The sequence below is a fragment of the Streptomyces sp. NPDC007808 genome, from assembly GCF_042868655.1.
In the GTDB taxonomy this organism is placed as follows: domain Bacteria; phylum Actinomycetota; class Actinomycetes; order Streptomycetales; family Streptomycetaceae; genus Streptomyces.
On record NZ_JBIAEQ010000002.1, the window covers coordinates 166,794 to 180,576 of the forward strand.

The following is a 13,783-nucleotide window of genomic DNA, read 5'->3' on the forward strand; positions in this document are numbered from 1 at the left end:
ACGATCAAGGGTAGGCGTGTGCGGCATACGTGAACAGTGGCGCCCGGACCGACGGTTACTGGCCAGTTGTCAGACCGCTCGACTACTGTGCGCGAAGAAACACCAATCCGTGTGACGCAGCGAACATCTCGCCGGGACCCCCTGTCGAAGAAGCCATACCGGCGGGTAACGTCCGGTCGGTCCAGTCGTGCTCTGGATTTCAACATGTGAATCCCTGAGCACTTGCCCGAGCCTTGGACCGCACCGTCGCATCGCACAACGTCGTGGCGCCGGCGCCCTATGAGGAGCAGCAGTCTTGCGCGAGTTCAGCCTTCCGGCTTTGTACGAGGTCCCTGCGGACGGGAATCTGACCGACATCGTCCGCAGAAACGCCGCGCAGCACCCGGACGTCGCCGTCATCGCCCGCAAGGTCGGCGGTGCATGGCAGGACGTGACGGCCACCGCCTTCCTGGCCGAGGTGCGCGCGGCGGCGAAGGGACTCATCGCGGCCGGGGTCCAGCCGGGCGACCGGGTCGGCCTGATGTCCCGTACCCGCTACGAGTGGACCCTGCTCGACTTCGCGATCTGGTCGGCGGGCGCGGTCACCGTGCCCGTGTACGAGACCAGCTCACCGGAGCAGGTCCAGTGGATCCTCAGTGACTCGGGCGCGACCGCCATGATCACGGAGCTGGACAACCACACGGCCGCCGTGGAGTCGGTGCGCGAGCGGCTGCCCGCCCTCAAGCACGTCTGGCAGATCGAAGCCGGCGCGGTCGAGGAGCTGGGCCGGCTGGGCCAGGACATCAGCGACGCGACCGTCGAGGAGCGCAGCTCGCTGGCGAAGGCCGACGACCCGGCGACGATCGTGTACACCTCCGGCACCACCGGCCGCCCCAAGGGCTGCGTCCTCACCCACCGCAGCTTCTTCGCCGAGTGCGGAAACGTCGTCGAGCGCCTGCGGCCGCTGTTCCGCACCGGCGAGTGCTCCGTCCTGCTGTTCCTGCCGCTCGCGCACGTCTTCGGCCGCATGGTGCAGATCGCGCCGATGGTGGCGCCGATCAAGCTGGGCACCGTTCCGGACATCAGCAACCTCACCGACGAGCTGGCCTCCTTCCGCCCGACCCTGATCCTGGGCGTCCCGCGCGTCTTCGAGAAGGTCTACAACTCCGCCCGCGCGAAGGCCCAGGCGGACGGCAAGGGCAAGATCTTCGACAAGGCGGCGGACACCGCGATCGCGTACAGCAAGGCGCTGGACAGCCCGTCGGGCCCGTCCGTCGGCCTGAAGATCAAGCACAAGGTCTTCGACAAGCTCGTCTACAGCAAGCTGCGCGCGGTCCTCGGCGGCCGGGGTGAGTACGCCATCTCCGGCGGCGCTCCGCTCGGCGAGCGGCTCGGGCACTTCTTCCGCGGCATCGGCTTCACGGTCCTGGAGGGCTACGGCCTGACCGAGTCCTGTGCCGCCACCGCCTTCAACCCCTGGGACCGGCAGAAGATCGGCACGGTCGGCCAGCCGCTGCCGGGTTCCGTGGTGCGGATCGCGGACGACGGGGAGGTGCTGCTGCACGGCGAGCACCTGTTCAAGGAGTACTGGAACAACCCCGGCGCGACCGAGGAGGCGTTGGCCGACGGCTGGTTCCACACCGGTGACATCGGCACCCTCGACGAGGACGGCTACCTCAGGATCACCGGTCGCAAGAAGGAGATCATCGTCACCGCGGGCGGCAAGAACGTCGCCCCGGCCGTGATCGAGGACCGCATCCGGGCGCACGCGCTGGTCGCGGAGTGCATGGTGGTGGGCGACGGGCGGCCGTTCGTGGGCGCGCTGGTCACCCTCGACGAGGAGTTCCTGGGCCGCTGGTGCGCCGAGCACGGCAAGCCGGCGGGCTCCACCGCGGCGTCGCTGGCCGGGGACGCGGACCTGAACGCGGCGATCCAGGCCGCGATCGACGACGGCAACGCCGCGGTGTCGAAGGCGGAATCGGTGCGGAAGTTCCGCATTCTGCCCTCCCAGTTCACGGAGGATTCGGGCCATCTGACGCCGTCGCTGAAGCTCAAGCGCAACGTCGTGGCGAAGGACTTCGCGGACGAGATCGAGGCGATCTACCAGAAGTAGCAAGCACCGCTCGGACTAGGGCGCGGTGTCCTCCACGAGGACCCGCGCCATCGTCCGTTCGGCGAGTGCGGTGATCGTCACGAACGGGTTCACCCCGATCGACCCGGGCACCAGCGAGCCGTCGGTGACGTACAGCCGTGGGTAGCCCTTCACCCGGCCGTGGTCGTCGGTCGCCTTCCCCAGCACGCAGCCGCCCAGCGGGTGGTACGTGAAGTCGTCGGCGAAGACCCGGTTGCCCGAGCCGAACAGGTCGTACCGGTAGATCGTGGCGTTCGCCCTGTTGATCCGGTCGAACAGCTTCTTCGCCATGCCCGTCGACACGGCGCTCTGCGCCGCGCTCCAGCCGAGCCGCACGGCCCCGCTCCCCGAGTCGTACGAGAACGACGCCCGCTCCTGGTTCTTGGTGATCGCCAGATAGAGGCTGACCCAGTGCTCCAGTCCCGTGGGCAGCGGCGCGATCTCGGCGAAGACCGGGTTGGCGGCGTTGGACCAGTCGTCGATGCCCATGACCGGCATGGTCGACTGGTTCGCCCCGACCGTGTCCCACAGGTGGTTGGCCCGGCCGAGCATCACGTTGCCGTTGGGGCCCCAGCCGGTGCCGACGCTCGCGTCCAGGGCGGGCAGCGAGCCCGACTCGCGGGCGCGGACGAGGAGTTCGGTGGTGCCGATGCTGCCGCCGCCGAGGAAGAGGTACGTGCAGCCGTACTCCTTGGTCGCGACGACCGTGCCGGTGTCGTCGATCCGGTCGGCGGTCAGCACATAGGTCCCGTCGGGCGCCCTGCTGATCGACCGCACCTTCTCCAGGGTGTGGAGGGTGACGTTCCCGGTGCCGAGGGCCGCCGCCAGGTAGGTCTTGTCGAGGGTGCGCTTGCCGTGGTTGTTGCCGTAGATGACCTCCCCTGCCAGCGCGGACCTCGTCGCCGTGCCGGCCGCCTCGCGCTGCATGTGGCCGAAGTCGTAGACGTTGGGCACGAAGGTGGTCCGCAGGCCGGCCTTGGTGGCGTGGGCGCGGGAGACCCGGGTGAAGCGGTACCACTCCGTGGACTCGAACCACGCGGGGTCGATGGTGTTGACGCCCAGCATGGAGCGGGCGCGCGGGAAGTAGGTGCGGTACATCTCCGCGGCGTCCACGGTCGGGAACTGCTCGGCGAAGTAGGACGGGAGCGGGGTGACGGCCATGCCGCCGTTGACCAGGGAGCCGCCACCGACGCCCCTGCCCACGTACACGGACATGTGGTCGTAGTGGACGCGGTCGAGGACTCCCGGATAGGGGCTGATCTCCCGGTTGACGACGTCCAGCCACAGGAAGGTGGCGAGCGGGGCCTCGGTGCGGGTGCGGAACCACATGGAGCGGCGGTCGGGGGTGCTGGTGGAGCAGAAGACCTTGCCGTCGGGGCCGGAGGTGTTCCAGAGACGGCCCATCTCGATGACGAGGGTGCGGATGCCCGCCTGGCCCAGGCGGAGGGCGGCGACCGCGCCGCCGTAGCCGGAGCCGATGACGATGGCCGGGGCGTGGTCGACCGCGTCGGGCTCGGCGGCGTGGGCCGAGGGGAGGCCGATGCGGGTGAAGCCGAGGGCGGCGGCACTCTGCAGTGCCGCCATTCCAAGGATTTGACGTCTTGTCAGCTGACGCTGCATCAGTTTTACTGTCATGTGCGCAGCATGGGCGGAATTTCCGGTTCCGCCTAGTGGGGTGGCGCGTATTCGTCGTCGGCGGCCACCAACGCGCCGCGGCTTGTCGCGCCGGCCCTGGTTCCTGTCAGGAGCGCCGCACTACAGCAGGTTCTTCAGGTGCTCCGCGAGCAGGTCCCAGCGCCACTTCTCCTCGACCCACTCCCTGCCCCGCTCCCCCATCCGGGCACGCAGCTCCGCGTCCCCGAGCAGTGCGACGATGCGGTCGGCCGCCTCGTCCGGGGAGCCGCCCCGCACCACCCAGCCCGTCTCCCCGTCGAGCACCGCGTCCGGCGCCCCGCCCGAGTCGCCCGCGACCACCGGCAGTCCGGTCGCCGACGCCTCCAGGTAGACGATGCCGAGGCCCTCGACGTCCAGGCCGCCCCGGCGCGTCCGGCACGGCATCGCGAAGACGTCGCCGGCCCCGTAGTGGGCGGGCAGTTCGGACCAGGGAACGGCGCCGGTGAAGTGGACGGAGTCGGCGACACCGGTCTCGTGGGCCATGCGCCGCAGGTCCTTCTCGTACGGCCCGCCCCCGACGATCAGCAGCACGGCGTCCGGCTCGGCCGCCAGGATCCGGGGCATGGCCCGAATCAGGGTGTCCTGCCCCTTGCGCCGCACCAGCCGGGACACGCAGACGACGACCGGCCGGTCCGTCAGACCCAGCCGGGCCCGCACCTCGTCCCCGCCCGAGCCGGGGTGGAAGGTCTTCTCGTCGACCCCCGGCGGCAACTGCGCCATCCGCGAGGCCGCCTGCGGGGTCAGCGCGGTCGCGATCCGCGCGCGCGTGTACTCACCCAGGTAGGTGATCGTGTCCGTCGCCTCCCCGATCCGGCGCAGCAGCTGCCGGGCCGCGGGCAGCTGGGCCCAGCCAGCCTCGTGGCCGTGGGTCGTGGCCACGAGGCGCTCGGCGCCCGCCCGGCGCAGCGCCGGTGCCATCAGGCCGAGCGGCGCCGCCGCCCCGAACCACACCGAAGTGCAGCCGTGCTCGCGCAGCAGGCCGACCGCACGCCGGGTCACCGCGGGCGTCGGCAGCAGCATCGTCGTACGGTCCCGCACCACCGTGAAGGGCTGCTCGGCGTCGAAGGCGGCCGTGGCCTCGGCGCCCTCCCGGCCGCGCTTCCAGGTGGAGGCGTAGACGACCAGCCGCTCGGGGTCGAGCCGCAGCGCCATGTTGTGCAGGAACGCCTGGATGCCGCCGGGACGGGGCGGGAAGTCGTTGGTCACGATCAGGGTCTTGTGCATCGCCGCCGACCTTATCGAAGCCGCCGTTCACCGCATGCGCTCGGCCGCGTGTGTGGCCTGCTCGCAGCCGCACACGACATCATGTTCCCCTGGTGGGAAATCGAACGGCAGGGGATCCGGTGGAGAAGACGGGCACGCGGCGGTCCCTGGCGCCGATGCTGGGCATCTGGGGCCTGACCAGGGTGGCCCTGCTGCTCTTCGTGTTCAAGGTGTACGTCTTCCCCGGCCCGGACGTCACCAGCGACGTGTCGGTCATCTACCAGGGCTGGTACGAGGTCCTGCGCACCGGAACGTTCCCGCAGGACGACGTCACCTGGCAGTACCCGCCCGCCGCGGCGCTGCCGGTCCTCTCCCCCGGGCTCGTGTTCTGGCTGGACTACCCGTCGGCCTTCTTCGTCCTGTGCTTCTCCGCCGATCTGGCCGTCCTGCTGCTCCTGCTGTACGCGGGCCTGCGCCCCGGCCGGACCCTGCGCGGGGCCTGGGTGTGGGTGGCGGGCGTACCGCTGCTCGGGCCGACCGTGTACGCCCGCTACGACGTGATGGTGACCGCCGTCGCCGTGGCCGCGCTGCTCGCGGGGGCCCGGCACCCGAAGGCGATGGGCGCGCTGACGGCCTTCGGGGCGATGCTGAAGGTGTGGCCGGTGCTGCTGCTGGTCGCGGCCCGCAGGCGCGGCGCCTGGGCCTCGGCGGCGCTGACCGCGGGCGGCCTCGCGGCGCTGTTCGCCCTCGCGATGCCCGGCGCCTTCGCCTTCCTGGCCTTCCAGCGCGACCGCGGCACCGAGGTGGAGTCGCTGGGGGCGCTGGTCTTCCATGTGGCCCGGCAGTACGGCTGGGACGGCGAGGTGCGGCTGAACTACGGCTCGGTGGAGTTCCTCGGCCCGTACGTCGACGTCGTCAGCGACGCCGCCCTCGCCCTGAGCGCGCTCGCCTTCGGCTGGCTGCTGCTGTGGCGGCTGAGGGCGCGCCGGTTCCTGTCGCACACGCTCGCCGACGCGGCCTTCGTGGCGGTGCTGATGTTCGTGACGACCAGCCGGGTGATCAGCCCGCAGTACATGGTGTGGCTGCTCGGTCTCGCCGCGGTGTGCCTGTGCTTCCGGGGCAGCCGGATGACACTGCCCGTGGGCCTGGTCCTCGCCGCGTCCCTCGTGACGGTCCTGGAGTTCCCCCTCTGGTTCGCGCACGTCGTCGCCGGCGACGCGCTGGGCGTGAGCCTGCTCTTCGTGCGCAACGGCCTGCTGGTCCTCGCCACGCTGCTCGCCGCCCGTGCCCTCTGGCGCGAGACGGTGACCCGGACCGCCACCCTGCCGGTGCCGGCTCAGGCCACCCGTGCCAAGGAGACGTCACTGCCCTCCTGAGTCCGGGTCCGCCGCAGCAGCACCAGCACCGCCGCGCACTGCGCGGCCATCGCCAGCGCCAGCCCCAGACACACCCCGGGCAGGCCGAGGCCCGACAGCCCGTGGGCGAGCGGCAGCTGGAGGGCCGTGCCGAACACGGTCACCCGGAGCAGCCGGGGCGCCGCGCCGCTGCCCTCGAAGATGCCGCCGAGCGCGATGAAGCAGGCCATCAGGACGAGGTACGGCCCGACACAGCGCAGGAACAGCACACCGTCGTGGGCCACGGCCGGCCCGGCGCCGAACGCGGCCATCACCCAGGGGGCCGTGACCGCCAGCAGCACGGCCGCCGCCAGTCCGGCGCCTCCCGAGACGAGTACGGCCTGCCGCGCGATCGCCCGCCGTGCGTCCTGTCCCGCGCCGAGCAGGTGCGCGGTGTGGAGGGAAGCGGCCTGGCGGACGGCGTAGAAGGCCATGGTGGCGATGTACATCGCCTTGTACGCGATCGAGTACGCGGCGACCGCCGTCACCCCGAGCCGCGCCACGATCGCGACCAGGACCAGGGTGCCCGTCTGCCGCACGGTGAAGTCGGCCGCGATGGGCAGCCCGGTCCGTAGGGTCCGCAGCGCCGCCCCGGCCGACGACCTCGCGGGGCGCGCCCCGGCCGCCGTGCGCAGCGACGGGTTCCGGCGCAGGGCGAGCAGACCCGCGCCCAGGGCCACCGTCCGGCACAGCACGGTCGAGGCGGCGGCGCCCCGGACGCCGTAGAGGTGGATGAGGAACGGGTCGCAGACCAGGATCAGCCCGTTGGCGAGGAGCGCGAGCCGCAGCGGCGTCCTGGTGTCGCCCGCGCCCTTGAGGATGCCGTCGACCAGCTGCTGCGCGAAGAACACCGCCGTCCCGGGCATCGAGATCGCGAAGTAGCCCACCGCGAGCGGCAGCGCCGGGCCGCCGTCGAGCACCAGCCGCGCCAAGGGCTCGCGCAGGACGAACCCGCCCGTCACGACCAGCGGGGTGACCAGCGCCCACACCGCCCATCCCCCGCGCACCGCCGCCCGCATCGCGCCCGGGTCCCGCGCGCCCCTGGCATGGGCGACCAGCACCGTCGTACCGGACGCGAAGACGAGCGCCACGCCGAGCAGCACGTTCTCGGTGTTGGTGGCGACCGCCACCGCGGCCACCGCGGGGCCGCCGAGCCGGGACACCCAGAGCGTGTTGATGATCCCCGCGGCGACGGAGGCGAGAAGCGAGAGGTAGACGGGGTGGGCCAGCGAGAGCAGCTGTCTGCGATGAGCGTCCATGTACGCGATCCCCCTCGAAACGAGCTACCTCGTTTCGAGGCAACTCGATAAGAGGTAGCATGGGTGCAGCGCATCCGCAAGGAGGACCATGCTGGAGCTGTCGATCCTGGGCTTCTTGGCCGAAGCGCCCCTGCACGGTTACGAGTTGAAGGAGCGCATCAAGGCGCTGAGCGGCCATGTCCGCCCTGTCAGCGACGGGGCGCTGTACCCGGCGATCGCGCGTCTGCTCAAGGCCGGCAAGCTCGACGAGCACGCCGAGCCGGGGGCGGGTGCCGCTCCGCGCCGCATCCTCTCGCTCACCGACGAGGGCCGCGAGGATCTCCTGGAACGCCTGCGCCGGCCGAAGCCGGTGGAGATCACGGACCAGGTGCGCTTCCACACCGTCCTGGCCTTCCTGCGGCATCTGCCCGACCGCCGGGAACAGGCCGAGGTGCTGCGCCGCAGGCTGGAGTTCCTCACCGCGCCCACGAGCTTCTTCTACGCCGACGGCAGGCCGGTACGGGCGGAGGAGGCCGGCGACCTGTTCCGGCAGGGCATGCTGCGGGTGGCCCGGGCGACGGGCGAGGCGGAGCGCGCGTGGCTGACGGAGGCCATCGCGATCCTGGACCGCCCGGACCGAGCCCCCGCCCCACCGGATCAGCCGAGCTGAGCCCGCAGATACTCCCGCCAGTCCTGGGTGAACCGGGCCGACGAGGTCCCGAGCACGTCCTGCAGCGCCCCCTCCACCGCCCCCGCCCGCCGCTCGTGCGCGCCCACGGCCCGGTAGAACTCGACGAGCCGGACCTCGCCCCAGCGTTCCGCGATCATCCGGCAGGCCAGCCATCCGCCCTCGTACGCCAGCGCCAGCTCGTCCGCGTCGCGGCCGAATCCGAAGTCCGCGTCGGACGGCAGGGCCGGTGGCAGCCGCCCCTGCGACACCGCGCGGGACAACTCGGGTGCCGCCTGGGAGGGGGAACGGCCGCTGCCGAGGTAGCCGACCCAGTCGGCGTAGCCCTCGGAGAGCCACAGCGGGGTCGCGGCGGTGGTGGCGGCGCGGGTGGCGACATGGGTGGTCTCGTGGGTGAGGACGACCTGCTTGCCGGTGGCGCCGAGGACGCCGTACGCCTCGGGGTTGACGATGATCCGGTCCGCCGGCGCCCGCGTCCGGGCGCCGGTCTCGCCGGTGGTGACCGCGGCGATCCCGCGGTAGGAGGAGGCGGGCGAGCCCAGCAGCCCCGCCATGCCGGCCAGCGACTTGGGTACGAGGACGACGACGCGCCCGGCCCATGTGCCGCCCCAGGCCCGGGACACGGCCGGCACCGCACGGTCCGCGAGCGCCGCGTACGCACGCAGCGCCTTCCTCGACTGCCCGACTCCCAGGACCAGGCTGTGCTCACCGGATACGGCGCTCACCTCGCCCTGGTCCCACAGCTGCGCGGCGGAGCCCTTCGCGGGCCGCTCCGCCTCGACGTACCAGTGGCCCTCCGGGTCCAGGCTCAGGCTCAGCGTGCGCCCGGCGCTGACGGGAGCCGGATCGTGGCCCCGGACGCGATAGCGCAGTTCGGCCTCGGCGGTCGCGGTGGCGCCGCTGCGCCGCAGCCCGGTGACGCGGTACGACCACTCGGCGAGGGGCACCGCGCGCAGGTTGCCGAACCGGTCCCGCGCGCCCGTGCCCAGATACGCCGCCTCGTCGTGGTCGAGGATCGCGGCCGCCCTGCGGTCGAGAAGGCGCTGCACCTGTGCCGTCGCGCCGTCCGCGGCGGGCCGCCCACCGCAGCCCACCAGCGAGACGAGCAGCAGACAGAGCACGAGGACCGTTCGCGTTCCCGACACCCGCCTTCGACCAGCCATTTCCCGATCGTACGGCGGTCAGCGCACGAGGGTCAGACCCCGGTCACACCCGGGTGATCGTCGCCCCCGGCATCATGCCCACCGGGTCGTAGCGCACGGGCGCGCCCGGGTAGGGAGCGTGGATCACCTGTCCGTTGCCCATGTACATCCCCACGTGACTGGCGTCGGACCGGTAGGTGACCACGTCACCCGGCTGGGCCTCGGAGAGCGGGATCTGCCGGCCGGCGTACCGCTGCCCCTGCGAGGTGCGCGGCAGGGAGACACCGGCCTGGGCGTACGACCACTGGATGAGGCCCGAACAGTCGAAGCCGGAGGGGCCGTTGGCGCCCCAGATGTACGGCCTGCCCAGCGCGGACCGGGCGGCGGCGACCGCGGCGGCGGCTCGGCCCGAGGAGGGGACGGCTCCGCCGAGGTCGGGCAGGTCGGCACGGCCGGAGCGGGAGGCGCGGTCGAAGGCGGCGCGATCGGCCGCCGACAGGGAGTTCAGCAGCCTGCGGGCCTGGGCGAGTTTGCGCTCGACGGTCCGCTTGTGGGCGGCGACGGCCTTGCGGCTCTTCTCCAGGTCGACGAGCTTCCTGGCCGCCTCGGCGCGCTCCTGGGCGATGACGCGCATGGCGTCCTGGAGTTCTTCCAGCTCGTCGGCCTGGTGGGCGCTGAGCCGGGCGATCCGGGCGGCCTTGTCCAGGTAGTCGGCCGGGTCCTCGGAGAGCAGCAGGGAGAGGGAGGGGTCGATGCCGCCGGACCGGTACTGGGCGCCGGCCAGCGAACCGAGAGCGTCCCGCTTGGAGTTGATGCTCTGCTGCTGCCGGGCGATCCGGTCCTGGGCGTCGTTCACCTCCGCGCGGAGTTTGTCGGCGCGCTCGTCGGCCTTGTTGTAGGCCTCGGTCGCCTTCTCCGCCTCCTCGTAGAGGCGGTCCACCTTGGCGCGGGTGTCGTCGTGCGGCGTGGCCGTGGCCGGTACGACCCCGAGGGCCGTGGCGGCGGCTGACATGACACAGAGCGCTGCACCGGCGCCACGGTCGAACCCGGACGATGCAAGGCGGCGATGGGACCCCACGGGAAGCCGCTCTCCTTCCGCTGGCGACAAGGACCTTCCCCGGCGACGGGGAAACGCGGCAGACAGTAGCTCCGTGCGGTGGCACCGACCAACGACCGCGCCGGGCACGCACAGTGACGCCCCGCCTATGACGCAGGTCATGGGCGGGGCGTGGGGTCAGTCGGGGGTGCCGTAATTCCCTCGTTCGGGCGGCACGTCGAGTTGATCTTGCGGCCGTGCGGCGGGGGTCAGATACGGACGCCGAACTGGAACGGCATGTTGTTGATCGACTCGTAGCGCACGACCGTGCCGGTGCGGGGAGCGTGCAGCACCTGGCCGTTGCCCGCGTAGAAGCCGACGTGGTGCAGGTCGCCGTAGAAGATGACCAGGTCGCCGACCTTGAGCTCGGACTGGCTGTAGATCCGCGTCCCGGCGTTGGCCTGGGCCTGCGAGGTGCGCGGGATGGAGACGCCGGCCTGGGCGAACGCCCAGGAGGTCAGGCCCGAGCAGTCGAAGGAGGACGGGCCGGTGGCGCCGTAGACGTAGGGCGAGCCGATCTTGCTCTGGGCGGCCTGGAAGGCGGCCATGGCCCGGCCGGAGGCGGAGCCTGTGTCGCCCAGGTCCACGCGGTCGGCGGCGGACCGGCTGGCGCGCTCCTCCTCGGCGGCCAGGGCGGCCTTCTCCGCGGCGGTCAGGCTGTTGAGGAGCCTTTGGGCCTCGGCGAGCTTGCCCTGGACTTCCTTCTTCTTCTTGCCCAGCTCGGTGCGGGTGGAGGAGAGGTCCTTGAGCTTGTCGGCGGCCTCGGCACGCTGCTGGGCGAGTTCGCGCTGCTTCGCCTGGATCTTCTTCAGCGAGTCGACCTGCTGGGCGCTGAGCTGGTCGGCGGTGGACGCCTTGTCCAGGTAGTCGTCCGGGTTCGACGACAGGAAGAGCTGGAGGGAGGAGTCGATGCTGCCCGTGCGGTACTGGGCGGCGGCCGCGAGGCCCATCGCGTCGCGCAGCTCGTTGAGCTCCTCCTGGCCGCGGGCGACGTTGTCCTGGATGGTGGAGATCTCCTTCTGGAGCTTCTCCTGCTTCTCCTTGGCCCCGTTGAACTTCTCGGTGGCCTGCTCGGCCTGCTCGTAGAGCTTGTCGACCTTTGCCTTGACCTCGTCCTTGCTCGGCTTCTCGCTGGGGGCCGCGTTGGCGGCCTGCGAACTGATGGCCACGGCGGCAGCGGCGGCGGTGGTCAGCACAGTCACACGTGCTCGGCTCGGCTGCTTGGGTCGACGGTGGGACGCCACGGAGGTGAAACCCTTCTTGTGAGTGATCACCCGCTCGGAGGTACGACGCCAGACCCTAGTGACCCTCTTGTGATCAGATCAAATCCTCACACGATTTTTCTCGTCACACACTGCATTCTTTACACACAACTCACATGGAGTGAGGCCCGCCTGACCCTACGTTGCGCGACAGTCCCCTCAATTCGGGCATCGCGCACGCAGGTTGGCGCTTTCAGGACAGTCGCTTGAGAAGCACCGCAGAAGCCACCGGCCGCGCTCCCGCCCGGGCCACCCCGTCGGCCACCTCGCGGTCGGTCGAGGCGACGATGACCGGACGCCCCGGCGGCTCGGCGCGCACCAGCTGGCGGATCAACTCGTCGGCGGTCACTCCGGGCTTGGAGAACAGCACCCGCACCCCGCGCGGCGGGGCCAGGAGCACCGGCGCGACCAGCTCGGCACCGTCGAAGACACAGGTCACCTCGGCGCCGGTCTGCGCGGCGAGCTGCGAGAGCTGGCCGAGCAGCCGCAACCGCTGCTTCTCCAGGGGCATCTGGGGATAGCCGGTCTTGGTGACGTTGTACCCGTCGACCACGAGATGCGCCTGCGGCAGGGCGAGCAACTGGTCGAGGATCGCGGGGTCGTTCTCGGACAACGCCCGCGCGGCGATGTCCTTCGGGGTCATTCGTCCCGGTTCGACCGCGTCCACGGTCTCGGCGGGGCGCACGGAGACCGGCGGCAACGCCAGTTCACGGCGCAGCCCTTGGGTGGCGTCCAGAAGGGTGTCGAGGAGCAACCGGACGCGCATGTCCTCGACACTGCGCCCCTCGCGCGCTGCTTTGCGCGTGGCCTCCAGGGCGGCCTCGGCCTCCGCGAGCCGCGCCTTGAGCCGCCGGCTCTCGCTCTCGGCCGCGGAGATCTGGGTATGCCCTTCGGTCCGCACCGCCTCGATCTCGCCCTGGGCCTTGCGCAGGGCGGCCTCGCCGCGCTTGACGTCGCTGAGGGCGGAGCGCAGCTTCCGGTGCAGCGATTCCGCTTCTTTCCTGGCCGCCTCAAGCTCGGTCCGCAGCCGCTCGGTCTCGTGCCGGGTGTGCTCGCGGGCGTGGGCGAGTTCCTCGCGCAGCCGCTCCAGTTCGGCGCGGCTCTCCTCGTCGGCGCGCTCGGCGTCGGCCCGCTGGGCCTCCTCGCCGGCCGCGGTGACCAGTTTGACCCAGCCGGCGGGCCGCAGAACATAGGCCGCGGCCGCCACGTCGAGCGGGTCCGCGGCCGCAGGCGCCGAGCCGGATTCCAGGGCGCCGGAGAGCTCCGGCTGGGCCTCTCTGAACTTCTCCCCGATGCGCTGCCGGAACAGCGGATCGGTCTCCAGCGCCGCCGCCATGGCGTTGCCTGCGAACTTGGCCCGCCGGTTCGGGGCGAACCGGGCGTACTGCCGCAGCTGTGCGGGCAGTTCACCTACGGTCAGCCCGCCGAACCCGTCGGACACGATCTGCACGACCTTGCGCCGTACACCGTCGGGCAGCGGACGGTCGAGCACCTCAGCGGCGCCGTCGCCCGGCCCCCCGCCTTGTGTCTCCACCATCCGTCACACCCCAGTTTCTGTGCGGGCCCTCCCCCATCGTCAGGAGCCGGCGCCCGGCCTGTCCACGAGTTCCACCTTGTCCACGGCGTTGCACCAGCGGCAGCGCACCGACTCGATCGTCTCGCTGAGCACCTCGCGCTCCTCGACCTTGGGCTCGCCGGCCAGATCGAGGTGGACGTACTCGACGACCCTGGACGAGCGCGTCACGTCGAAGCGCGTGAGGTTGCCGCAGAGAGTGCAGCGCCACCGCGTGGTGGCGGTCGGCAGGGGAACCGTCATCGTGAGCGTGCTCTTTCCTTCTAGGTCTTCTATTGTCCGCGACGCCCCGGACTCACCGGTGCGTGTGGCTCGTAACCCTACGGCCTGGCGGGTACCCGCCGCCCGTCCGTCCCGGGCGGCGAGGCGGTCTGTGCGCCTGCGTCCCGTTACGTCATGCTCT

At 71.6% G+C, this 13,783-nt stretch carries 11 protein-coding genes; 3 read left to right on the top strand and 8 right to left on the bottom strand.

Features of this window, described 5'->3' with window-relative positions; genetic code table 11:
* Positions 1-295 precede the first annotated feature (295 nt).
* On the top strand, positions 296-2,092 hold the full coding sequence (locus tag ACFYNL_RS06990) for an AMP-dependent synthetase/ligase (RefSeq protein WP_388797894.1): 1,797 nt from the start codon (positions 296-298) through the stop codon (positions 2,090-2,092).
* 15 nt (positions 2,093-2,107) lie between these two features.
* On the opposite strand, the gene ACFYNL_RS06995 is transcribed toward ACFYNL_RS06990, so the two are convergent.
* Together ACFYNL_RS06995 and ACFYNL_RS07000 are read right to left on the bottom strand one after the other, a co-directional pair.
* The gene (locus ACFYNL_RS06995) at positions 2,108-3,694 is read right to left on the bottom strand and encodes a GMC oxidoreductase (RefSeq protein ID WP_388797897.1); all 1,587 of its coding nucleotides are present in this window, start codon (positions 3,692-3,694) and stop codon (positions 2,108-2,110) included.
* 171 nt (positions 3,695-3,865) lie between these two features.
* On the bottom strand, positions 3,866-5,008 hold the full coding sequence (locus ACFYNL_RS07000) for a glycosyltransferase family 4 protein (RefSeq protein WP_388797900.1): 1,143 nt from the start codon (positions 5,006-5,008) through the stop codon (positions 3,866-3,868).
* Positions 5,009-5,127: 119 nt separating this feature from the next.
* Between ACFYNL_RS07000 and ACFYNL_RS07005 the strand changes: the two genes are divergently transcribed.
* Positions 5,128-6,363 (top strand): glycosyltransferase 87 family protein, encoded by a 1,236-nt coding sequence (locus ACFYNL_RS07005; protein WP_388797903.1) that lies wholly within the window; start codon positions 5,128-5,130, stop codon positions 6,361-6,363.
* Here ACFYNL_RS07005 and ACFYNL_RS07010 read toward each other — a convergent pair.
* Positions 6,324-7,640 carry an MATE family efflux transporter gene (locus ACFYNL_RS07010; protein ID WP_388797906.1) on the bottom strand — a complete coding sequence of 439 codons (1,317 nt, stop codon included), beginning with the start codon at positions 7,638-7,640 and terminating at the stop codon, positions 6,324-6,326. The genes ACFYNL_RS07005 and ACFYNL_RS07010 overlap by 40 nt on opposite strands.
* Before the next feature lie 88 nt (positions 7,641-7,728).
* Between ACFYNL_RS07010 and ACFYNL_RS07015 the strand changes: the two genes are divergently transcribed.
* Complete coding sequence (locus ACFYNL_RS07015) at positions 7,729-8,289, top strand: PadR family transcriptional regulator (protein WP_388797909.1); 561 nt, start codon at positions 7,729-7,731, stop codon at positions 8,287-8,289.
* Here the strand turns inward: ACFYNL_RS07015 and ACFYNL_RS07020 are convergent.
* The 5 genes from ACFYNL_RS07020 to ACFYNL_RS07040 form a co-directional block, all read right to left on the bottom strand.
* Positions 8,277-9,470: a hypothetical protein gene (locus tag ACFYNL_RS07020; protein WP_388797912.1), complete on the bottom strand. Its 1,194-nt coding sequence runs from the start codon at positions 9,468-9,470 to the stop codon at positions 8,277-8,279. The genes ACFYNL_RS07015 and ACFYNL_RS07020 overlap by 13 nt on opposite strands.
* Positions 9,471-9,513: 43 nt before the next feature.
* A complete protein-coding gene (locus tag ACFYNL_RS07025; protein ID WP_388797915.1) occupies positions 9,514-10,527 on the bottom strand; it encodes an NlpC/P60 family protein in 1,014 nt (337 codons plus the stop codon).
* A gap of 227 nt (positions 10,528-10,754) precedes the next feature.
* Positions 10,755-11,789 (bottom strand): NlpC/P60 family protein, encoded by a 1,035-nt coding sequence (locus ACFYNL_RS07030; RefSeq protein ID WP_388800482.1) that lies wholly within the window; start codon positions 11,787-11,789, stop codon positions 10,755-10,757.
* Positions 11,790-12,000: 211 nt separating this feature from the next.
* Entirely contained in the window at positions 12,001-13,344 is a 1,344-nt protein-coding gene (locus ACFYNL_RS07035) for an NYN domain-containing protein (protein WP_388797917.1), read from the bottom strand.
* A 39-nt stretch (positions 13,345-13,383) separates the two neighbouring features.
* Complete coding sequence (locus ACFYNL_RS07040) at positions 13,384-13,623, bottom strand: hypothetical protein (protein WP_031483293.1); 240 nt, start codon at positions 13,621-13,623, stop codon at positions 13,384-13,386.
* Positions 13,624-13,783: the final 160 nt, after the last annotated feature.

Bases quoted from the DNA above. Each gene is read 5' to 3' on its own strand.
- ACFYNL_RS07000 (WP_388797900.1), bottom strand. From the start codon at position 5,008: ATGCACAAGACCCTGATCGTGACCAACGACTTCCCGCCCCGTCCCGGC.
- ACFYNL_RS07015 (WP_388797909.1), top strand. From the start codon at position 7,729: ATGCTGGAGCTGTCGATCCTGGGCTTCTTGGCCGAAGCGCCCCTGCAC.
- ACFYNL_RS07020 (WP_388797912.1), bottom strand. From the start codon at position 9,470: ATGGCTGGTCGAAGGCGGGTGTCGGGAACGCGAACGGTCCTCGTGCTC.
- ACFYNL_RS06995 (WP_388797897.1), bottom strand. From the start codon at position 3,694: ATGGCGGCACTGCAGAGTGCCGCCGCCCTCGGCTTCACCCGCATCGGC.
- ACFYNL_RS07035 (WP_388797917.1), bottom strand. From the start codon at position 13,344: ATGGTGGAGACACAAGGCGGGGGGCCGGGCGACGGCGCCGCTGAGGTG.
- ACFYNL_RS07010 (WP_388797906.1), bottom strand. From the start codon at position 7,640: ATGGACGCTCATCGCAGACAGCTGCTCTCGCTGGCCCACCCCGTCTAC.
- ACFYNL_RS07040 (WP_031483293.1), bottom strand. From the start codon at position 13,623: ATGACGGTTCCCCTGCCGACCGCCACCACGCGGTGGCGCTGCACTCTC.